This is a genomic window from Shewanella sediminis HAW-EB3 (assembly GCF_000018025.1).
Lineage (GTDB): Bacteria > Pseudomonadota > Gammaproteobacteria > Enterobacterales > Shewanellaceae > Shewanella > Shewanella sediminis.
Genome location: NC_009831.1, coordinates 804,782 through 824,829, shown reverse-complemented (window position 1 = coordinate 824,829; position 20,048 = coordinate 804,782). Strand labels below are relative to the sequence as shown.

Genomic DNA, 20,048 nt, shown 5'->3' with positions numbered 1-20,048 from the left:
GGCTACCTCAAATAATCGCAAAACATGAGTATTGAATCAATCGACCTACTCCTGAAAGAAGTAAGGTTACTTATTGCTCTCAATATGATTCTTTATAACTCTCATTGTTTACGATTCATTTTCACCAGACAACACTAGTCGTCCTAGTGATAGCTTGCCGCTTTACCCCTGTGACTCGAACTCAGCCAACCAGATTTTCAACAGTCCGTTGAGCAGAGGTTTATCGGCATCACCAAGCGATGCCATCAACCCTTGCTGAATGTTCACATGCTCTACTATCAGTTCATCGATAAGCGCCAACCCTTGTCCGGTTAAAGCCACCGACACGCTTCGCCTGTCCTTCTGGCTGTGCACTCTGACAATCTGCCCCTTACTTTCGAGGCGATCCAGACGGTTTGTCATGGCACCGGACGTCAGCATCATGGTGGCAATTAACTCAGATGGAGTTAAGCAGTGATCTCCACCCGCCCGTCTCAGCGTCGCTAACACATCAAATTCGCCCAGCGTCAGACCGTAACGCTTATGGAATACCGCAATTTGCGTTTCAAGGTGCTTACCTATACGCATCAGTCTGCCTATCAACTCCATCGGCAGAGTATCCAGCTCTGGTTTCTCCTTGCCCCACTGAGCGACGACTCTATCTATTCCATCTATCTCTTTATTCATATACTCACTCAATCACAATGACTCCGACTCTCTAACAGTGCGACGACTCTATCTATGCCATCCCGCCATCTCTTTGTTCGAATACTCGCTCAATCAAAATATAACTTAACACAAAGAATCTTGACATAAAGATACTTTACAAAGCCAAAGCATAGGCGCACACTAATTAAATATCTTAACGTAAAGATACTTATTTTCAGCCCCCGCTATTGAGACTCAGAGCATGAATATACTACTGGCCATGATCCCCGCATTTTTCTGGGGAACCACCTATGCGGTGACTCAATATACCCTCCCCGATTGGCCGCCACTGTTGCTCGGTGCGTTAAGAGCCTTGCCCGCTGGGCTACTGCTTCTGGCCATCAAGCCAAGCATGCCCAAGCGATCAGAATGGGGAGTACTCTTCAGGCTCGGACTAATCAATATCGCGGCGTTTTTCAGCTTAATCTTTGTGATGGCGTTAACTCTGCCATCCGCCATCTCCGGTGTAGGTATGATCTCTGTACCCGTCTTCGCCATGCTCTATCACTGGGCCGTCAATAAGCGCCGCCCTAATGCGATACAAGCTTTCTTCGGCTTAGTATTAATTGTACTGGCCTGGCTGCTATTCGACCCGGGCTCTATCAGTTTAAGCCCAGTTGGATTAATGGCTTTACTCGCCGCCATTCTATGTATTGTCATCGGCAGCTCTATTACCAAGTCTCTGGCCGATCGCATCCACTGGTGGAGTATTTTGACCTGGCAACTGATCATAGGGGGTACCCTGCTGGCCATTGCGGCCGCGGTTCATGCCCTGTTTTCACCCGGTACATATCTGGAAGCTGTACAAGGCTTTAGTTCGGCCAATGGCGCAGGCCTGTTGTGGATAACCCTTCTCAATACGGTATTGGGTTACATCATGTATGTTTGGCTGCTGCAGAGAATGACGGTTGTCGACTTTACCTTCGGTGGCATCGCCAACCCGATCGCAGGCATAGTCTCAGGCATGGTGTTACTCAATGAGTCCTTCAGCCCCCATCAGTATCTGCTTATGGCTGGCATGATATTGACCTCACTATTGCCACAGATCATTCAACTAATCAGAAATAGAAAGCCTCACTCCGTCGCAGTTAAGAGCTCCTGAGTTAAAAACGGGATGACTCTCCAGCCCCCATATCTATGGAGGGCTGGCAAATTTAAGCTCCGCTTCCCAACCTTCACCACATCCCCCCTCAAACGTTGATATTTCTGAAACTCTGAGTTCCAATCTTACTAACTGTCAACATTAGTTAAACAGGGTATAATCCGCCTTTGTTTTTAAAAAGTTGAAATTAAGCTTTGTTTTTATAGAAAATGAAGCTGACTTGTGACGAACAAACACAGAACATACGCACAGTTACTCAGATGTTGGATTAAAATAATGACGATATACCGCAGCTGCATCATGTTAGTTTTCTTGGCCATCACCAGCCTAACGGTGCACGCCGAGGACTCCCTGGTAGAAAGCAGGTTGAAAGATGAACTTTTAACCTCGGAACTTCCCTTCGTTATCACACCCCATAAGGTGAACTATATTCTGTTTGCCTCCTATAACGACAACCCGAATATCGAGCCCTTTCTCCCGGAGGCTGAGCAGCAAGAGATAGAGCCAGTAATCGACAACGTCGAGGCCAAGTTTCAGATAAGCTTTAAGTTTCCCTTGATGTACAACGTCTTCGGTGACAACGGACACCTGTTTGTGGCCTACACCAACCAATCTTACTGGCAGGTCTATAACAAAGATATCTCCTCACCCTTTCGTGAAACCAACCATGAACCCGAGATATTCATGTTGTTCAATAACGATTGGGAGATCGCCGGCATGACCAACTCATTCTGGGGCGTCGGCGCCGTGCATCAGTCTAATGGCCAAACTCCAAGTCGTTCCCGCAGCTGGAACCGCATCTATGGCACCATGATATTCGACGGAGGCCCCTTCGCTCTAGCAGGCAAAGTTTGGTGGCGTATCCCGGAAGATGAGAAGGAGTATCCGGAGGATCCCCGCGGCGACGATAATCCGGATATAGAAGACTATATGGGTAACTTCGAACTCTCAGGCGTCTATGGGCTGGACGAACACAGGTTTACCATGATGTTGCGCAATAACCTGTCGTCGCCTAACTACGGAGCGGTAGAGCTGACCTGGAGCTATCCGATAATGGGTAACTTGAGACTCTATACCCAATACTTCAATGGTTACGGTGAGAGCCTTATCGATTACAACGCCCACACCCAGCGCATCGGCATAGGTGTCTCGATTAACGACATCCTCTAGAACATTGCCTTAGAAACTACAACCGGGACATCATGGTTTGCATGATGTCCCGGTTATTCAGCTCATTAAATACAACCAACAAACCGACTTACATACCTTTAGCCATCAAGCCCGCTAAATCACGGTAACCCTCTCAATAACAATTGGCTCTCGTGGCACATCGTCGTGACCCGCGACACTGGTGGTTTTGGCTTTCTCTATCTTTTTGATGACATCCATACCGGCGGTGACCTTGCCAAATACGGCATAACCCCAACCCGCATTGGTGGTCGCGGTATGGTCAAGGAAACTGTTGTTGGCTAAGTTTATAAAAAATTGCCCGGTGGCCGAGTGCGGGGCATCGGTGCGCGCCATGGCGATGGAACCCACGACATTCTTCAAGCCTCTGTTAGCCTCGTTAACGATAGCGGCGCGAGTCGGCTTCTCATCCATATCGGCAGTCAGGCCACCCCCTTGCACCATAAAGCCCTTGATCACGCGATGAAAAATCGTGCCTTCATAGAATCCATCCTGACAGTATCTCAGGAAGTTTTTTGCACTGACCGGGGCGTTGTCGACATCGAGCTCTATAGTGATATCGCCGATGTTGGTTGTAAAAATAATCATATTAATTACCGTTTTTCGTTAAACATTGAGCTCATGATATGGGCTCATTTTAGGTACTGGAGTTTTGGTACTGGAGATAGTGCCAAACTGTAGCGACTTTAAGCCTGTATCACCACCAGAATGATAAACTCTTTATTTACGCGCAACTAAATTCCCCCTGAAGCGTTACTGGGATGTAAGCGCTCTGAAATTCAAAACACGACAAATTGATACCGGTTCGTGATTAAGGTAACGTTAATACGGTAAACCTTGAGGAACATCAACATTTTATAGGGGGCCGATGTGGTAATTTTGGTCTCTTATCTGGCATAGAGAAGAGTTAATGAAATCAATCCGGCCTTTCAGAGGCAGTGTAGCAGCCTCACAGTTAGCTAAGTTCCTCCTTTTTCTAGCTGTCCTGTTTTCCCCATCGGTATTTGCCAGCACATCGGGAAGTTCAGGGCAGTTATTAGACTTAACTGCCACAACAGCGGGTTATCTCGCGCTGTTTATTTTTGTCTTCTCTTATCTGCTGGTCATGGGAGAGGAGGTTATTCATCTGCGTAAGTCTAAGCCTGTACTTGTCGCAGCCGGGCTTATCTGGGGCATTATCGGATTTATCTATGTACAAAATGGCATGTCAGAGCTATCAGAGGCCGCCTTTAAACATAACCTGCTGGACTATGCAGAGCTGTTTCTCTTCCTGTTGGTTGCCATGACCTACATCAATGCCATGGAGGAGCGCCAACTCTTTGATGCTCTGAGAGCCTGGATGATCGGGCGCGGTTTTAGCCTTAGAACTGTGTTTTGGCTAACGGGCTTTATGTCGTTTTTTATCTCTCCCATCGCCGATAACCTGACCACGGCCCTGCTTATGTGCGCCGTTGTCATGAAGGTCGGCGGTATCAACCACAAGTTTATCTCCTTAGCCTGCATCAATATTGTCATCGCCGCCAACGCCGGAGGCGCGTTTAGCCCCTTCGGCGATATCACCACCTTGATGGTGTGGCAAAAAGGGGTCGTTCAATTTTCACAGTTTATAGACCTGTTTATCCCATCACTGGTGAACTACATTGTTCCTGCGATCATAATGAGCCTGTTCGTTGTTAATCGCACCCAAAAGGTGCAAGAAGAAAAAGTGATCATGAAACGCGGGGCTAAACGGATCGTCGCTCTGTTTTTACTCACCATAGCAACCGCGGTGTGCACCCATACCTTCCTGGGACTGCCTCCGGTGCTGGGCATGATGACGGGACTCGGTTTCCTGCAATTTTTCGGTTTCTTCCTGCGTATGACCTTCGATAAATCGGTGGCAAAAAAGCGAAAACTAGCCGAGAGAGCCCAGGATGAGAAACGTCTTACCTATCTGGGACATGTGGTTCCTTTCGATGTGTTCACCCGCATCGCCAGAGCCGAATGGGACACCCTACTATTCTTCTACGGTGTGGTTCTTTGTGTCGGTGGTCTTGGCTTTATGGGCTATCTGAGCCTAGTGTCCGAGGCCATGTATACCCATTGGGATGTCACCTACGCTAACATCGCCATCGGCGTCCTGTCGGCCATAGTAGATAACATACCGGTGATGTTTGCCGTGCTGACCATGAATCCGGATATGGGGTTAGGCCAGTGGCTGCTGGTCACCTTAACCGCCGGGGTTGGAGGTAGCCTGCTCTCGATTGGCAGCGCGGCCGGTGTGGCCCTGATGGGACAAGCTCACGGCGTCTACACCTTCGCGGCGCATCTTAAATGGACTCCGGTTATCGCACTGGGTTACGCGGCCAGTATTCTGGTGCACCTCTGGCTCAATGCATCCCTGTTTTAATCTAGCTTTGACAAGAGATCCCGCAAACTTCAGGATTGCGGGATTCACAGACATAGTTAATACTGGCTAACTTAGTCGTTATACGCACCACTTGAGTAATGTAACTCGTAGCTATGGCTGTAGATCTCGAGGATATTGCCAAACGGGTCTTCCATATAGATCATGCGATATGGTTTCTCCCCCGGATAGTAGTATCGTGGCGCCTTCATACGTTTCTTCCCTCCTGCTGCCACAATTTTTTCAGCTAACTCTTCGACATTAGGATCCTGAACACAGAAGTGAAAAATCCCCGTCTTCCAGTACTCGAAGTTATCTTCCGGGTTTTCCTGATTTTTAAACTCGAATAGCTCGACCCCAATACGATCACCCGTCGACAGGTGCGCAATACGAAAGCGCTCCCAGCCGGCGCCAAATACATCGGTGCACATCTCGCCGATGGCGCTGTCATCTTCAATAACTTCAGTTGGCTCCATAATCAGATACCAACCCAGAACCTGGGTATAAAACTTAACGGCAGCCTCAAGATCCGGCACCGAGATACCGATATGAGAGAAGGTTCTTGGATAGGGACTTGATTGCGGCGTTAACATTGACATTGATACCTCGATTCATAATGGTTGGAAAGGTAATCCCTTTCGATGAAGTAAGAATACGTTCCGAAAACATATATTTGAAATTATCAATTATTCTCATTATGATAATTAAAAATTATTATAATGAGCGAACCCTTTATGCTGAATCCACTCTGGCTCAATACCTTCAAAACCTTAATTGACCTTGGCCACTTCACGCGAACGGCAGAGAAGCTTCACATGACACAGCCCGGTGTCAGCCAACAGATACAAAAACTGGAAAAAGCCTGTGGTCACTCACTAATCAAGCGAGAGAAGAAGAGTTTTGAGCTCACTGAGCAGGGAAGATTGGTTTATGGGTATGCACTTAAGATAGCCGAAGATGAAGCTAATCTGATAGAGACACTCGGCTTCGACAACCCCTATGCGGGACAATGTAAGCTCTCCTGTTCAGGCTCTCAGGCCTTGCAGCTGTATCCGGCACTACTTTCACTTCAGCTACAACACCCCGAATTAAGCGTTCAGCTGGAAGCCGCACCTAATCAGAAAATTTTGCATGATCTGCAATCCGGTAAAATCGACTTAGGCATAGTGACCCACACTCCTGAGAGTGGCCTATATCGAAGCACAGTCATAGGTGAGGAGACCCTATGTTTAGTCCTGCCCAAACAATATGAAAATAGAGGTATTGACCCGGAGCGACTCATCGAGTGTGGATTAATCGATCATCCGGATGCAAAACATTACCTGTCGCTTTACTTCGAACACTGCGGAGAGAAGGCGTTAGCCAAGATGAGCCAAGATGAAGTGCCTAAGTCCGGCTACATCAATCAGGTTAACCAGATACTGCTTCCCGTTGCGAAAGGACTCGGCTTTACCGTGCTGCCCGAAAGTGCGGTCAAAAACTTCCCTCTCAGAGACAAGCTCTATATTGCTCACACGGCCAAGCAGGTGAAAGAGACCCTTTATCTGGTGCAGAAACGTAACCGAAATTTACCTTCCCGCTATCAAACAGTGAGCCAACTGCTGCGCAGCATTATCTAGCCCTATCTGGGTGGCCTATTCTGAGATGCCGTCTCTTCGGGTTGGCAATTTTATCTTATGCCGATTGGTATTAACGATGAACATCGACGACCGCTTCTGCAGGTTCATTTTGATAACGCTCAAACATCTCCTCAATGGACTCACAGGATTCTGAGAACCCTTTTTCAACCAGAAAATCTTCATTATAGAGTTTAGAGGAGGAGCGTTCGGCTAGATCGCAGCAAAACGTCACAATAGTCTTCCCCGCCCCCATTTTTGCCGCGGCGTACAGTGCACCTGCGACATTCAACGCCGAGCTACTGCCTAAAGCAATACCGTCGCATTCCCTAACGTGACGTGCAATGGCGATAAGATCCCTGTCTGGCAGTGTGATAGCCTTATCCACCTTAGCCTGACGGAAGTTTTCGACGCTGCGCATGATGCCTATCCCTTCGGTAAAGGAGCTGCCGCTGGACACATACTGGCCGGTTTTAAGGTAGGCGTAGATCCCCGAGCCATCGGGGTCCACCAGCCAGGTTTTCAATCCATGATGCATTTCAGACAGGTAACGTGAGTTTCCGGCAATGGTACCTCCGGTCCCGGCCACTGAGACTAATGCATCTATTTCTCCCTGAGTCTGCTGCCAGATCTCCGGTCCGGTGTGCTCATAATGCGCCTTACTGTTACTGGTATTTTCAAACTGATCGGCCCACCAGTAGTTATCGTTTCCCTCGGCAATGCGTTTCGCTGTGTGATAAAAGTGATTGGGGTTTGCGAAGGGACAGGCGTCAACCAGCAACAGCTCTGCACCATACAGGTTAATCATCTGCTCTTTTTCAGGGGCCTGGCCCCTGGGCATGACCACCAGCATCTTAAACCTGAGCGCCTTAGCCACCAACGCCAGCCCTATACCGGTATTCCCCGCAGTCCCCTCGACTATGGTCATACCCGGCTTAAGTTTGCCGCTGAAAATCGCATCCTGAACCATCTGCAGTGCAGCTCGATCTTTAATCGAACCGCCCGGATTCTGTTGTTCGCACTTCAATAATATTTCACAGCCAGTCAGATCTGAAATACTGTTGATACGCAGCAGGTCTGTGTTTCCGATAAGCTGGGTGACATTTCCCAAAACAGGCGAGAGTGTGAGAGGTCGCTCTTGAGAATGTGGAGAAGATTTCATAACCTGATGAATCCTTTGCCTACAATAACTTAAATACTAGGCAGAGATGCCGTTAAAGCAAGCTGTATCTCGGCCGATACCGAACAGATTCAATTAGACGCACTTGCGTCAGGTCTATCGACGGTCAATATCGGCCAGCGACCGTTTGAGATGGGTCGACTGAGCACACAGATGCTCTATGAGTATATTAAAGAGAATAAGCTCCCCGAGCAGCAACTTAACTATTTAGATTTCCACTACTGTACCCAAGACAATGCTCTTACTTGTACCAGTAATGATTAACTTTTTTAACCCTATACGCCATATGTGGCACCTTCTGTTCGAGCGTAATCTACAAGGTAAGCTTAGGTCAGGCTGCTGACCGTTTTCTTGCCCCATGCCGTACTGATACACGGGACTTACAGGCCAACCTGCCCATGATGATCATATTCATCGCCTTTACCTCTCAATCTATCGACAGCTTCTTATGGGTTGCCCTAAGCATCGCCATCGGTGATATCTGGTATTTCAACTACAGATCTCACCAAGCTAAGGAAACATAGCGAGAGGGGAAAACAGCAGCTCCGCAAAAGCCAATACGAGATGCAACACTAAAAAACAGTACTAAAACTAACACGAAATACAAGCAAGCCCCGCACAAAAGCCCCTTACCACACGCCACAAGAATGACACCATAACAAAACAAAAACAAAACCACTACCACACAAAAGCCAAACATAACATCATACTTATTAAAGAGTTTATCCAGATTGGCACCGCAAATGGATGCAATTGTAAATATTTTAAGAAACATCAGACTTAAGCTTTCTATCTTTGATAGATTGCTCGCCTTCAACTCTATGGGGAGATGTGATGAAATTTAAAATATTTGCTGCGATAGCGGCCTTGAGTCTGACTCAATGTACAAGTTTAAACCTGGAACAATGTAAACATTCCGACTGGTACTCCTTAGGCATGACCGACGGAAACAGCGGATCGGCATCTTCAACTCTAAATGGATACATAGAGGACTGTCGCGAATTTGGTCTGGGCGTGAATACCGAGCAGTGGACTGCCGGTTACCGGGCGGGACTTGAGAACTACTGTCAGCCAGAAAATGGTTACAAACTAGGCTTGCAGGGTTCTTACTACAACGGGGTCTGTGCTAATAACGAATTCGTTAAACGTTACAACGAAGGCCATCGTCAATTTGAGATCAAAAATAAGATCGCCAGAATTCAATCCCGGCTCAAAGATATCGAGCGTGAACTTACCCAGGTCAATAAGAAGATCCATGCCAAACAGGATGTGGCGAGTAATAAAGAGGATAAAAAAAGCCTTAAGAACGAAAGGCATGATCTGGAAAAGGAATTGATGCTGCTGCGCATAGGCGCCGCCGATATCCTCCCCATCCAGCTTCTTTTTTAAATTTATTCTATTGAATTAAATCAGGAATACAGTCTGACATAAAACCGGCAATAACGGGGCCGAGTATTGCCTATAGATTAGTAATTTACTCTGCCCCACTTTTCCCCTCTTACCTTTCGTAATAGTAAATACAAGCAGCCCCTTTGTTGTATCTCATTAGCCCAGTAGATCCCGTAGCTGTTTCTCGGCAATCTCGGCTGGGGTCATCTCTTTCTCTTTCTCATCAGGTTCACTCGGGGGCGTATCGCCAAACAGTTCGGCTAACTCGGCCAGAGCCTGCTCATTGGCACCTGGAGCATAGGTATCGGTACCACCTTCGGAGAGTTTAAAGTAATCACAAAAATTGGCCCGCTCGCGATCCGATACCCACTCGGCCCGCTCCTCCCTGCAGTCGCCTCTGCCTGAGTCATTGAAAAAGACGCACATTTTGCACACGTGTTGATCCGCGCCGCAAGCCCCACAACCCTCGCGCCGGGACATAGGCAAAATCACCTCCTCCAGCACATTACCGCAATGCCAGCATATGAATTGATCACTCATTCTTATCACCTGTTGAGAGTAGCAGACCCAAAAATCATAGCCGATATCCCCCCATAAAATCGACTACTTACTACCAATCGGTATAAGAAAGTGATCTACCCAGAGTTTTTTTGGCAAACTAATTCAAGACGAATGAAGGAAAGAATGGCACTCCCCTATCCGACCTCAATTTTTTGTATGTGTGATAGAATCACCGCCTGTTTAACTTCAAAATCATACAAGGTAGTGCAGTGAATCCAATTCTTGCGATCTTAAAAGAACACAATGTCAGTGACACACAAATTAATGAGCTGTTTCAGACTCTGACCGAAAACCCCTTGATGGCGATGGGCACAATCGGCCAGTTAGGCATTCCTCCTGAAAAGCTGCAACAGCTAATGGCGCTGGTCATGCAAAACCCCGCCTTGATAAAGGAAGCCGTTGAAGAACTGGGCTTAGATTTTTCAAAAGTTGAAGCTGCCAAGGCTCAGCTACAGCAATAAGCCCATGCTTATATAAACAAGCTGATATAGATGAGCTTGTTTGAATCAGCTGAATTTGGGGCAAAAGCTGCCCCAAATTCGAGTTAACCTATCCTAACATCCTCTAGTCACTCAATCTCTTGATCGAGAAGTCTCATCATATGAAACCTCTTTATGCCGTCAAAGGTCACTGCCGCGTTAACACAGGTTCACAACACAACTGGCTTGGGTAATAAGAGGGTAAACACTCTGGTGATAAAGGCGTATGATAAAAATGACTAAAAACTGAAAGCAGCGATGGAACAGACGATGGGACAAACAGCAATAGTACTGGGCGCAACTGGCGTAGTAGGCCGTGAACTGCTCGAACAGCTAAGTCTGGCACCTCAGATAGACGAGATTATCGCCATCACCCGCAGGCCGATTGATAGCAACAAGTGTGCATCAGCTAAAGTCACTAATCACGTGGTTAACTTTGAACGATTAGAAGAGTATGCCAGCACCTTTAAGGCAGATATTCTCTGCTCCTGCCTAGGCACCACATTGAAACTCGCCGGCTCCATCGAACGGCAACGCCTTGTCGATCTAGACTATCAATACATCGCCGCCAAACTCGCCTTAAACAATGGCGTAAGCCACTACCTGCTGGTCTCATCCAGCGCAGCAAACCCTGACAGCAGTAGCGCCTACCTGAAGATGAAAGGTGAGCTGGAAGCAAAGATCACCGCCCTCAACTTCCCCCAAACCAGCATCATTCAACCCTCACTGTTATTAGGCGATCGACAAGACTTCCGCCTCGGCGAAAAACTCGCAAGCGCCTTGCTGCCACTCCTGTGCAAGCTACCGGGACTTCAAAGATATCGCCCCATCACAGGCAAACAAGTCGCCACTAAGATGTGCAAAATCGCGATACAAGCCCCTTCCTCTGAAGGTAGCAATCCAGTAGAAAGAAGCACAGTAAATAGTAAGCCTCAATATTACCGACTGGACGAACTATTTGATTAATATCAAAGAGTATTAAGTTAACCCTACCGTTTGTTACTATTTTGTGACGACCGCATTGTTCCAAGCTATAATATGCTCAAAAAACACACGCCAACGAATTTACTACTTTTGATTGCAGCCTAGAGTGACTGGAATCATATTCAGCTTCTAATAACGCTTTAGGCGATTCCCTCTTAGGAGCATCTCCACATCTCCACATCTCCACATCTCCACATCTCCACATCTCCACATCTCCACATCTCCACATCTCCACATCTCCACATCTCCACATTTTCACATTTTCACATTTTCAAGGGATTGTTTTTCAGAACATTTTGAATAAGAACCAAAATATTTAAAGGGAGAAAAAATGAAAATCACCATAATTGGGGCTGGTAATGCTGGTTCTGCTTGTGCGTTTATGGCTGCTGAGGCAGGACATAAAGTAAGACTATTGAAGACTTCGAACCGTATTACTCATGATGACCATTTTGAAGCTATGGTCAAAAACAGGGGAATATATTGCATCGATAACACAAGAAAAGGGCATTTTACAGATAGTGCTGATGATGCCGAAAAAACCTTTCAACCATTAGAATTGATTACGCGAGACCCTAAAGAAGCGATCGAGGGAACCGATGTAATAATGATTTTTATTCAAACCACATACCATCCGGCTTTAGCCGAAAGAATCGCGAAATACTTCACTGATGATCAATTAGTTATCCTAGTTCCAGGGTATGCAGGCAGTATCTTCTATAATAAATGTTGCGATAATAATCCAATATTTGCCGAAGGGGAATCTACCCCTAATGACGCAAGAGTGGTTGAACCTGGCACAGTGAAAGTCCTATTTAAAAATGCCAGAAATTCGCTGTCATTTTTCCCCGCCACCAGAACGGATGAAGGAATGGCCCTTGCATCCCGCTTGTTCCCTGCCTACAACATTGAAAAGAGCAAAGTTCGAAAAAATATATTCGAATCTGCACTACACAATCCCAATATCATTGTTCACACTATCGGGCAGTATGTTATGTATCCGATGCTTGAGTATTGTGCAAAGCATCACCCTGATGAAGTGCCATATATGTACAGAGATGCGCTTTCAACTGACATGGCATGGCTAATGATAGATAAATTAGACGCTGAAAAGATGGCGGTGTTAAATGCTCTGGGATGTGAACCCATTCCTTATCTGGAAGCTTGTTTATTCAGAAATGAAGAAGATCTTAATCAAGATCCCAGAGAAGTTTTTGAAAGCTATAAAATCTCATCACCTCCAGGCCCTTATAGTTTCGATAATAGATACGTAACTGAAGATGTTCCTATGGGGCTGGTTTTATTATCCTCATTAGGCGAAAAGTTAGGTATTAACATGCCTGAGTGTAATCGTTTGATCGAAATGTGTGGCGGTATTTTAGAAAGAGATTTTTATGAAGAGGGCAGAACGTTAGCTTCGTTAGGGTTAGATGAACTAACAAGGGAGGAGTTATTGCATTTTGTAGAAATAGAAAAGTCGGGAACGACCACTTTAGCAGCGGTCGTGTGAGTACAGAGCATTAAATGTTTAAGCTTAAAAGTGGGGTAAGAGTACACTGTAGTGGCTCAATACTCCGCAGGTTAAAAATGATTCTGACGGTACCTCATTCAAATTGTATGCCGACCAAAAGCCAGAGATCATCTACCCCCTGGCTTTTGGGATATTCAGCTCAGTTTCAAACTTTTCGAACAAGAAGTCTAAAAACAATCGAATCCGCTTAGGTTGATACTGGCGACTCATATAAACCACATTAAGGTTGGTACTCGACATCGATGTCGATGTATCGAAGTTTTTCATATATCCATTCAACACAGTGACTAGACGCCGCTCATTAATATCCACTTGTACATCGATTAGAGATTTAAGCGCAATACCTGCCCCTTCTAACGCCCAACGCCTTATGACTTCACCGTCGTCAGAAAATCGTTTAGGAACAACAGTTACCGATTTACGCTGTTCATTGAGTTGAAAGTGCCAGGTTTTAAGCTCTTCATGACTGCGAATCATTGCTAAGCAATCATGTCCGGCAAGATCTTGTGGTGTTAGCGGCGTGCCTTTTTTAACTAAGTATTCTGGCGAGGCGCACAATACACGGCGACTCGACGCTAACCGCCTTAAAATAAGATTACTATCGGCCAGTTCGCCATAACGAATAACGACATCAATACCTGATTCAGCAATATTTGAGAGATGATCATTCAGATAGAGATAGGGAGTGACCTCAGGGTAGCGCTCAACGAACTCTGAAAGTATCGGCAAAATATACTGCTTACCGACATCTTTAGGGGCTGATATTTTCAAGCTGCCCTTAACCTCTTTCACACCCTTCTGTAGCAGATTTTCAGTTCCCCTGACACTGTCTAATATCTCCAAACAGGCTTTATGATAGAGGTCACCTGAGTCAGTCAGTGAGATATGCCGGGTACTGCGATTAAGTAGCTTTATGCCATACCTCTCTTCTAACGCTTGCAACCTCGCCGTCATAGTTGCAGGCGATAAACCTAACTCTCGCCCCGCGGCCGCTAAGCCCTGATGCTTAACAATACTTGCAAACATCTCCATATCCGAAAATTTATCCATGACTCCCTCTCAGCGTTATTTCAAAGTTCGACTATTCAGATTAACCGAATAATCATTTCACATTTACTGCAATTATCAAAAATAAATAAACAAATATACTGATATTCATCGAGTAAAAACCCACTGATATAACGGCAAAGGATTAAAAATGATGAATCAAGATAAAACAACGTATGTGATCGTCGGTGGGACTTCAGGCAAGGTAATTGATGTGGATATAACCGATGCCAAACTCCCGCCTACCAAAACATGTCCCAAACTGACCGAGAGAAGATGTATGCGCATGCAAGAGATAACCTGCCCGTAGGTAAGGTCGGTACAGCTATAGATATCGCCAAAGGAAACCTCTTTGTCATCGATAATAGCTTCATGACCGGCGCCATCATCGACATCAATGGCGGCGTATTAGTAGCAGGCTTCCTCCCTCCCCCCAGAACTTAAGCATCGCTATGGGCTGCCCCCCGCAGCGTTGTGACTGCAGTACAGAAATAAAGAGAGAATATTATGAATACAGAAAAAATGCCGCTTCAGGTATGGATTTTAACGCTTGCAGCATTTGCGATTGGCACCGCAGAATTTGTGATTGCAGGCATTCTTCCCCAAGTTGCCACATCCCTGTCCATTTCAGAAGGTCAGGCAGGTTACTTAATTAGCGCCTACGCGCTGGCGATTGTGTTTGGTGGCCCAATACTCACAATTTACCTGGCTCGGTTTAACAAAAAAGCGGTACTGATAGGCTTAATGGTACTCTTCATTATTGGCAATTTACTTTCCGCTTTTGCGCCTAACTATACCTCGTTATTCATCAGCCGAGTGATCACAGGCTTAGTCCAAGGCCCCTTCTATGGTATTGGCGCCGTCGTCGCTACTAACTTAGTCTCTAAGAAAATGGCCGGGCGCGCCGTCGGACAAATGTTTGCAGGCCTCACCTTGGCCAATGTATTGGGTGTACCCGGAGGCACTTGGATTGGGTTGCAGTTTGGCTGGCATACCACGTTTTTAACCGTTGCAGGTCTTGGTATTGTGGCATTGCTGTTCATACTCGCCGTACTCAAATCCGCAGGTCACGGTGAAGCCAAGAATATTAAAACTCAGCTAATGGCGTTCAAAAACCCTATGCTAATTGCAAGTTTAGCCATTACCGTATTTGCCTGGTCTGGTTTTATGACACTCTATGGCTACCTGGCACCAATTGCTATGCACATTACTGGTTTTGCTGAGCACGATGTCACTTGGATTCTGGTCATCGTCGGTATGGGGCTCATCATAGGTAATACTCTTGGTGGTCGCTCATCAGATAAAAACCTACAAAAAGCTTCAATGTTTTGGACGCTGGCAATGATAGTGACACTGCTATTAGTCGGCTTCACCGTTGAAAATAAACTGCTGTTCATCGCCAGCGCATTCCTGTTCGGTATTGCATCATTTGCCAATGTGCCAGCCATGCAATTACGGGTGATGAACCACGGTGGAGAGGCACAAGAACTCGCGGCAACAGCCAATATTTCAGCCTTTAACTTAGCTAACGCCTTTGGAGGATTCCTTGGGGGGATGGTATTAGATAGCCGATTAGGTGCAGGCATGATCCCTTACGCCGCAATAATCATCCCCATCATTGGTTTATGGTTTATCTACTCAACCAATAAACGTGAACTGGTACATAGCTAATATCAGCCAAGTTTACCCAGCAGAACTAAGTCCTATCGAAAAGTCCTATTGAACTCATTCATAGGGCTTAGCGCCGACACATAGAACTTCAAGCCCCACCTGTAGAGAGCATTCCAGTAAATAACAGCCTACTAGAAAACAAGGTCCAATATTACCGGCTCGACGAGCTGTTTGATTGAGGTGAAAGTTCCAAGCTTAGCTCAGACCCCACAGCTGGAGAACAACACTGCAACCAAATGCGAGCATGTGCCGAAGCCAAGTACTATCTAAGCAATAGTACTACCTAAGAAATAGCACTACCTAAGATACAGCCCCAACACTCAAATGGACGGTAATGGCGACGGCATTCCCTGCGAGAGACAACTTTGCGTGGATTAACGACAAGTAGGGTCAGGTAAAAAGTTTTCTCTGACCCTACTAATTACTACTAATTTATTTTGTGTGATAATGATTAATATACTAGGCTTGCCGCCGTCCCGGTTATATCAATCATAGAATCAACCGTAGAGAGTGGATATTTTTCTGAGTACAGATAGATATCGGCATCATCACAGGGGTAGTCGGCAAGATCACGTAAATCCATCAATTCGGCATGTTGCTGCTCAGTTAAATCCTGATTAACCGCCGCAAAACCCGTTGCATATAGGTAGGAATTATGGGCATCGAGGGCACCGTAGGTCGCCGATAGTGCCATCACCTTATCTTCATCTATCGCATCTTGAACTAAAAATTTGCGTAACTCAGTGGATATCTCTCTTCTCACTTCAACGATATCAAGCAGATTATCATACTGAAGATCCACTATCTCTGTGATTAAACCTCTTTGGGTATCTGTCAGGACGTTCAAAAACTCAGCCCCCTTATTGCCTGTGATGGTCTCATCTATGGTGTAGTTTTCATTACCCATGGCAGGTGCATCTTTCATGTAGAATGAACCAAAATAGTTGGCCTGACGTTCGAGGGCAAAGTAGGTATCGGCCTCTATCGTTCCCGCGTACCAGCCAAACATTTCACTGACAAATGTCATCACCAATACATGTTGATTGTGACTCATAGTGGTTTTATCAATTTGGTCTTCAAGCGATGGCCAAAGTTCAAAACCATCTCTGACCATAGCGTCTAAATAGGCCGTTTGCTGCTCTGTGAGTGACCGTATAATCATCCCAAATAACTTGGATCTTTGTATGCTGATAACCGCATCATCTTGCTGAAGCTGTACTCCATAGGCAACCACGGCATCTTCATCTAGGGCAACTGAACCGTCGAGCCCCTGACGCATTGCGTTCATCAATGGCAATCGTTCTAAAGCAAATTGATCAATCAAAGAACCCTGGATCAGTGACAAAGACAAAATTTCAGCCTTCTGGACTTCATCAAGAATATACAACACATTGTTAGCGCTTTTGGTGACAAAATCGGTATTGTGGCCCATGCCATTGGCCGTATTATCTCTTAAGTGATGAAAACCGAAGAAGTCCGCAACCTTTCCCGGAGGCAAAAACGAATCTGAACATTGATTACCAGTGATAAAGGCCAGGCCGTCATAGGCTATCGTGGTTTCTTGCGCAACCTGACTCAAAGATTGCTCAATGGTGTAGGCCATTGCAGGTCCGGTAGACGAGGCAACAACGGTTATTTTGGCTATATCGATAAGTGAGCCATCCGCCGTAGTCACAGTGATCTTAGCGCTACCGGCAGTATGGGCCGTAACCCCCCCTTGACATCAACACCAGCGACATTGCTGTCACTGGACTCCCAAGTAACAGCTTGATTTGACGCATCGCTAGGCAACACACTCGCCGTTAACGACAGGGTCGAACCAAGCTCAATTGTTGAATCATTTAATGAAAGGCTCACCCCAGTCACCGCCGTGATTACTGTCCCCGCCGGTGTATCAGTTTCAGCCTCTTGCTGCGAACTCTCACTTCCACCACAGGCCACCAAGCCACCAAGCCACCAAGCCACCAAGCCAACCATGAATACCATTTGAATCAAGATAACCAATTTATATTTCATAATAATATACTCTCCAGTAACACCCATGCTGAGTGAGCTTAGCCATTACCCAGCAGTATAAATCGCAAATATGGGGTAAAAATGAAGAATAAAAAATACCGTGAATAAATGGGTCAGAGTCTGACGGTTCCCCACTTGTTTTCATCATTGCATAAGCTGCAATATCAATGACATATACATCGGCTAACGTTAAGGTTTAAGCTTCAATCCATCCTCGTCTGTGTCCATAAGATTGTCCTGTGTTCCTATCGAACCCGGCCAAATAGCTTTTGCGAACAGTCTGGATACACAGTGGTAATACGGTCTTCTTGTTAAATACAAAGTTCGATACTCATTGGGGACTGCGGGGACGGGGAATAACGACCTCCAACTTCAACTAATAATCAAATTTTAGTCGGAGGAAGATAGGTATGCCATTAACAATGGCTGGCCATATGTGTTTTCTTTCTAAGTAAACTATGACTATATTTCATTGATGTACTAAGTACTGTTCAAGCTCAGAAAAACATGGATAGCTATGTCATTCTTTCAGAATAATTTACGGTTTCAGATAATATTCCCACTTTCACTTATTATGGCGGTTATGTTAGCTGTGCTTAGTTTTTCTATTCCAATACTGGTTAAAAGAAATGCAGAGCAACATGCAATACATACAGCGCTTAACTCCTTAAAACAAATGAAAGTATTACGTGCTTATTATACCAAGAACATAGTTAAGAAAGTGCAAGAGTTTGGCGTATTAAAGCCGGCGATTAAGCACTTAGGCGAGCCTGATAAAATTCCTCTGCCAGCAACCATGATTCACGATTTAAGCCAATTGTTTGATGAAGATGGGAGTAAATTGAGCTTATACAGCGCTTACCCATTTCCTAACCGTCAACATATTGCACTTGACCCTTTTCAACAAAAAGCTTGGTTAAGACTCAATGATAATCCGAGCCAAATAATTAGTGCCGTAAATAATATAAATAGTCATACGATATTAAGAGTCGCGATTTCTGATCAAATGCAAGTTCAAGCTTGTGTGGATTGTCATAATAACCATCCACTAACGCCTAAAGCTGACTGGCAGATAGGTGATGTACGTGGCGTATTAGAGATGAGTATAGATATTTCATCACAGCTTGCCTTAGCAAATACATTAAGTTTATGGATAATTTCATGCATGCTCATTGCATGTATATTACTGATCATACTCTTTTATTTTTTAACGGGAAAAATAACTGAACAAGTGAGTAATATCTCTCAAGGCATGATTGCTCTTGGTAAAGGCAATTATGAAATAGAGCTCCCTCAAGACTCTACCACCTTAGAAACACATCAAATGTACACGGCATTTAAACTGTTTAAAACTGCGCTATTAGAACGTCAAGCTCTTGAAAATCAGCAACAAGTATTTGAAACAGAAAAAGTCAATTCATTGGGTAGAATGGTAGCCAGCATTGCTCATGATGTGAATACCCCCATAGGTATTAGCGTTACCGCAACGGGATTTTTGCAAGATGAAATTGAATTATTAGCCAAGAAATTTGCCTCTGGGGAGTTAAATGAAGAGGACTTTGAGAGCTTTTTAGCGTCGAGTCAAAGTTCAATGACAATTTTATCTCGAAATTTATCTTCAGCGGCAGATCTCATTCGCAGCTTTAAACAAGTATCGGTTGATCAGATGAGTGAACAAGCGCGAGAAGTATTGATATCCGAATACTTCAAAGAGGTCATTCACAGCATGTTGCCTAAAACTAAAAGAGCACAAGTGACGGTTGATTTAGACTGTGTTGAGGATCGCGCTTGCTTTATTTTTCCGGGTTTATTATCTCAAGTGATAACTAACTTGATAAGCAACTCCATTATCCACGGCTTTCCAGAACAAAATGGTGGCTCGATTACGCTTGTGGTATCAGCACAGGAGCATGAAGTTAGCATACACTATCGTGATAATGGTATTGGTATTAGCGACGATATTCTGCCAAAGGTGATGGACCCCTTTTTCACCACTAATAGAGATGAAGGAGGCAGCGGGCTAGGATTAAGCATTATTCACAATATCATCACTCAAAAACTCAATGGTCATATCAAGCTAACCAGTGGGCTAGGTAAAGGACTAACAGTGGATATCTCTTTTCCCGTGTTACAAGCAGCAGCTAATTGATAGCATAATATTGTGCGTGGCACCGTTGATTCCAAAAGTGGACGGTGATGGCGACGGCATCC

The 20,048-nt window shown here is 45.4% G+C and carries 21 protein-coding genes; 13 read left to right on the top strand and 8 right to left on the bottom strand.

Annotation, left to right across the window (positions count from 1 at the left end; genetic code table 11):
* Nucleotides 1-162 precede the first annotated feature (162 nt).
* The gene (locus tag SSED_RS03510) at nt 163-666 is read right to left on the bottom strand and encodes a MarR family winged helix-turn-helix transcriptional regulator (RefSeq protein WP_012141031.1); all 504 of its coding nucleotides are present in this window, start codon (nt 664-666) and stop codon (nt 163-165) included.
* A 223-nt stretch (nt 667-889) separates the two neighbouring features.
* Here SSED_RS03510 and SSED_RS03505 point away from each other — a divergent pair, with 223 nt between their 5' ends.
* Complete coding sequence (locus SSED_RS03505; protein ID WP_012141030.1) at nt 890-1,789, top strand: DMT family transporter; 900 nt, start codon at nt 890-892, stop codon at nt 1,787-1,789.
* 300 nt (nt 1,790-2,089) lie between these two features.
* The gene (locus SSED_RS03500) at nt 2,090-2,959 is read left to right on the top strand and encodes a phospholipase A (RefSeq protein WP_041421950.1); all 870 of its coding nucleotides are present in this window, start codon (nt 2,090-2,092) and stop codon (nt 2,957-2,959) included.
* 114 nt (nt 2,960-3,073) lie between these two features.
* Here the strand turns inward: SSED_RS03500 and SSED_RS03495 are convergent, their stop codons facing one another.
* Nucleotides 3,074-3,565, bottom strand: a complete 492-nt coding sequence (locus SSED_RS03495; RefSeq protein WP_012141028.1) for a peptidylprolyl isomerase — start codon at nt 3,563-3,565, stop codon at nt 3,074-3,076.
* 322 nt (nt 3,566-3,887) lie between these two features.
* Here SSED_RS03495 and nhaD point away from each other — a divergent pair, with 322 nt between their 5' ends.
* Nucleotides 3,888-5,366: a sodium:proton antiporter NhaD gene (gene nhaD, locus SSED_RS03490; protein WP_012141027.1), complete on the top strand. Its 1,479-nt coding sequence runs from the start codon at nt 3,888-3,890 to the stop codon at nt 5,364-5,366.
* A gap of 71 nt (nt 5,367-5,437) precedes the next feature.
* On the opposite strand, the gene SSED_RS03485 is transcribed toward nhaD, so the two are convergent.
* Entirely contained in the window at nt 5,438-5,962 is a 525-nt protein-coding gene (locus tag SSED_RS03485) for a lactoylglutathione lyase family protein (protein WP_012141026.1), read from the bottom strand.
* 135 nt (nt 5,963-6,097) lie between these two features.
* On the opposite strand from SSED_RS03485, the gene SSED_RS03480 reads away from it, so the two are divergent.
* Entirely contained in the window at nt 6,098-6,982 is an 885-nt protein-coding gene (locus tag SSED_RS03480; protein ID WP_012141025.1) for a LysR family transcriptional regulator, read from the top strand.
* A gap of 70 nt (nt 6,983-7,052) precedes the next feature.
* Here SSED_RS03480 and SSED_RS03475 read toward each other — a convergent pair whose 3' ends face one another.
* Nucleotides 7,053-8,141, bottom strand: coding sequence for a cysteine synthase A (locus SSED_RS03475; protein ID WP_012141024.1), 1,089 nt, complete (start codon nt 8,139-8,141; stop codon nt 7,053-7,055).
* Between the two features lie 416 nt (nt 8,142-8,557).
* On the opposite strand from SSED_RS03475, the gene SSED_RS25055 reads away from it, so the two are divergent.
* Both SSED_RS25055 and SSED_RS03470 read left to right on the top strand, forming a co-directional pair.
* Nucleotides 8,558-8,683 (top strand): hypothetical protein, encoded by a 126-nt coding sequence (locus tag SSED_RS25055; protein WP_263053381.1) that lies wholly within the window; start codon nt 8,558-8,560, stop codon nt 8,681-8,683.
* Between the two features lie 310 nt (nt 8,684-8,993).
* Nucleotides 8,994-9,548, top strand: coding sequence for a DUF2799 domain-containing protein (locus SSED_RS03470; RefSeq protein ID WP_012141023.1), 555 nt, complete (start codon nt 8,994-8,996; stop codon nt 9,546-9,548).
* Between the two features lie 156 nt (nt 9,549-9,704).
* On the opposite strand, the gene SSED_RS03465 is transcribed toward SSED_RS03470, so the two are convergent.
* The gene (locus tag SSED_RS03465; protein ID WP_012141022.1) at nt 9,705-10,088 is read right to left on the bottom strand and encodes a hypothetical protein; all 384 of its coding nucleotides are present in this window, start codon (nt 10,086-10,088) and stop codon (nt 9,705-9,707) included.
* A gap of 230 nt (nt 10,089-10,318) precedes the next feature.
* Between SSED_RS03465 and SSED_RS03460 the strand changes: the two genes are divergently transcribed.
* From SSED_RS03460 to SSED_RS03450, 3 genes are all read left to right on the top strand, one after another.
* Entirely contained in the window at nt 10,319-10,570 is a 252-nt protein-coding gene (locus SSED_RS03460) for a DUF2999 family protein (RefSeq protein WP_012141021.1), read from the top strand.
* A gap of 288 nt (nt 10,571-10,858) precedes the next feature.
* A complete protein-coding gene (locus tag SSED_RS03455) occupies nt 10,859-11,554 on the top strand; it encodes an NAD-dependent epimerase/dehydratase family protein (RefSeq protein WP_041421525.1) in 696 nt (231 codons plus the stop codon).
* A 349-nt stretch (nt 11,555-11,903) separates the two neighbouring features.
* Nucleotides 11,904-13,082, top strand: a complete 1,179-nt coding sequence (locus SSED_RS03450) for an NAD/NADP-dependent octopine/nopaline dehydrogenase family protein (RefSeq protein ID WP_012141019.1) — start codon at nt 11,904-11,906, stop codon at nt 13,080-13,082.
* Between the two features lie 132 nt (nt 13,083-13,214).
* Here SSED_RS03450 and SSED_RS03445 read toward each other — a convergent pair whose 3' ends face one another.
* Nucleotides 13,215-14,153 carry a LysR family transcriptional regulator gene (locus SSED_RS03445; RefSeq protein ID WP_012141018.1) on the bottom strand — a complete coding sequence of 313 codons (939 nt, stop codon included), beginning with the start codon at nt 14,151-14,153 and terminating at the stop codon, nt 13,215-13,217.
* Nucleotides 14,154-14,426: 273 nt separating this feature from the next.
* On the opposite strand from SSED_RS03445, the gene SSED_RS24780 reads away from it, so the two are divergent.
* The 3 genes from SSED_RS24780 (at nt 14,427) to SSED_RS25130 (ending at nt 16,199) form a co-directional block, all read left to right on the top strand.
* Nucleotides 14,427-14,594 carry a dehydrogenase gene (locus tag SSED_RS24780; protein WP_012141017.1) on the top strand — a complete coding sequence of 56 codons (168 nt, stop codon included), beginning with the start codon at nt 14,427-14,429 and terminating at the stop codon, nt 14,592-14,594.
* Between the two features lie 63 nt (nt 14,595-14,657).
* Nucleotides 14,658-15,821: an MFS transporter gene (locus SSED_RS03440; RefSeq protein WP_012141016.1), complete on the top strand. Its 1,164-nt coding sequence runs from the start codon at nt 14,658-14,660 to the stop codon at nt 15,819-15,821.
* Between the two features lie 324 nt (nt 15,822-16,145).
* Complete coding sequence (locus SSED_RS25130) at nt 16,146-16,199, top strand: hypothetical protein (protein WP_398355924.1); 54 nt, start codon at nt 16,146-16,148, stop codon at nt 16,197-16,199.
* Between the two features lie 73 nt (nt 16,200-16,272).
* Here the strand turns inward: SSED_RS25130 and SSED_RS03435 are convergent, their stop codons facing one another.
* A complete protein-coding gene (locus tag SSED_RS03435) occupies nt 16,273-17,496 on the bottom strand; it encodes a hypothetical protein (RefSeq protein WP_012141015.1) in 1,224 nt (407 codons plus the stop codon).
* Nucleotides 17,493-17,837 (bottom strand): Ig-like domain-containing protein, encoded by a 345-nt coding sequence (locus SSED_RS23590; RefSeq protein WP_049772100.1) that lies wholly within the window; start codon nt 17,835-17,837, stop codon nt 17,493-17,495. The genes SSED_RS03435 and SSED_RS23590 overlap by 4 nt, the downstream gene beginning before the upstream one ends.
* Before the next feature lie 517 nt (nt 17,838-18,354).
* Here SSED_RS23590 and SSED_RS23585 point away from each other — a divergent pair.
* On the top strand, nt 18,355-19,986 hold the full coding sequence (locus SSED_RS23585; protein WP_012141013.1) for an ATP-binding protein: 1,632 nt from the start codon (nt 18,355-18,357) through the stop codon (nt 19,984-19,986).
* The last annotated feature ends 62 nt before the right edge of the window (nt 19,987-20,048 follow it).

What these genes read in the sequence shown, in the direction of transcription:
- SSED_RS03500 (WP_041421950.1), top strand. Translation starts at nt 2,090, where the DNA reads ATGTTAGTTTTCTTGGCCATCACCAGCCTAACGGTGCACGCCGAGGAC.
- SSED_RS25055 (WP_263053381.1), top strand. Translation starts at nt 8,558, where the DNA reads ATGATGATCATATTCATCGCCTTTACCTCTCAATCTATCGACAGCTTC.
- nhaD (WP_012141027.1), top strand. Translation starts at nt 3,888, where the DNA reads ATGAAATCAATCCGGCCTTTCAGAGGCAGTGTAGCAGCCTCACAGTTA.
- SSED_RS03450 (WP_012141019.1), top strand. Translation starts at nt 11,904, where the DNA reads ATGAAAATCACCATAATTGGGGCTGGTAATGCTGGTTCTGCTTGTGCG.
- SSED_RS03510 (WP_012141031.1), bottom strand. Translation starts at nt 666, where the DNA reads ATGAATAAAGAGATAGATGGAATAGATAGAGTCGTCGCTCAGTGGGGC.
- SSED_RS03475 (WP_012141024.1), bottom strand. Translation starts at nt 8,141, where the DNA reads ATGAAATCTTCTCCACATTCTCAAGAGCGACCTCTCACACTCTCGCCT.
- SSED_RS03445 (WP_012141018.1), bottom strand. Translation starts at nt 14,153, where the DNA reads ATGGATAAATTTTCGGATATGGAGATGTTTGCAAGTATTGTTAAGCAT.
- SSED_RS23590 (WP_049772100.1), bottom strand. Translation starts at nt 17,837, where the DNA reads ATGAAATATAAATTGGTTATCTTGATTCAAATGGTATTCATGGTTGGC.
- SSED_RS23585 (WP_012141013.1), top strand. Translation starts at nt 18,355, where the DNA reads ATGTCATTCTTTCAGAATAATTTACGGTTTCAGATAATATTCCCACTT.
- SSED_RS03465 (WP_012141022.1), bottom strand. Translation starts at nt 10,088, where the DNA reads ATGAGTGATCAATTCATATGCTGGCATTGCGGTAATGTGCTGGAGGAG.
- SSED_RS03455 (WP_041421525.1), top strand. Translation starts at nt 10,859, where the DNA reads ATGGGACAAACAGCAATAGTACTGGGCGCAACTGGCGTAGTAGGCCGT.
- SSED_RS03440 (WP_012141016.1), top strand. Translation starts at nt 14,658, where the DNA reads ATGAATACAGAAAAAATGCCGCTTCAGGTATGGATTTTAACGCTTGCA.
- SSED_RS03480 (WP_012141025.1), top strand. Translation starts at nt 6,098, where the DNA reads ATGCTGAATCCACTCTGGCTCAATACCTTCAAAACCTTAATTGACCTT.
- SSED_RS03485 (WP_012141026.1), bottom strand. Translation starts at nt 5,962, where the DNA reads ATGTCAATGTTAACGCCGCAATCAAGTCCCTATCCAAGAACCTTCTCT.
- SSED_RS24780 (WP_012141017.1), top strand. Translation starts at nt 14,427, where the DNA reads ATGTATGCGCATGCAAGAGATAACCTGCCCGTAGGTAAGGTCGGTACA.
- SSED_RS03495 (WP_012141028.1), bottom strand. Translation starts at nt 3,565, where the DNA reads ATGATTATTTTTACAACCAACATCGGCGATATCACTATAGAGCTCGAT.
- SSED_RS03505 (WP_012141030.1), top strand. Translation starts at nt 890, where the DNA reads ATGAATATACTACTGGCCATGATCCCCGCATTTTTCTGGGGAACCACC.
- SSED_RS03470 (WP_012141023.1), top strand. Translation starts at nt 8,994, where the DNA reads ATGAAATTTAAAATATTTGCTGCGATAGCGGCCTTGAGTCTGACTCAA.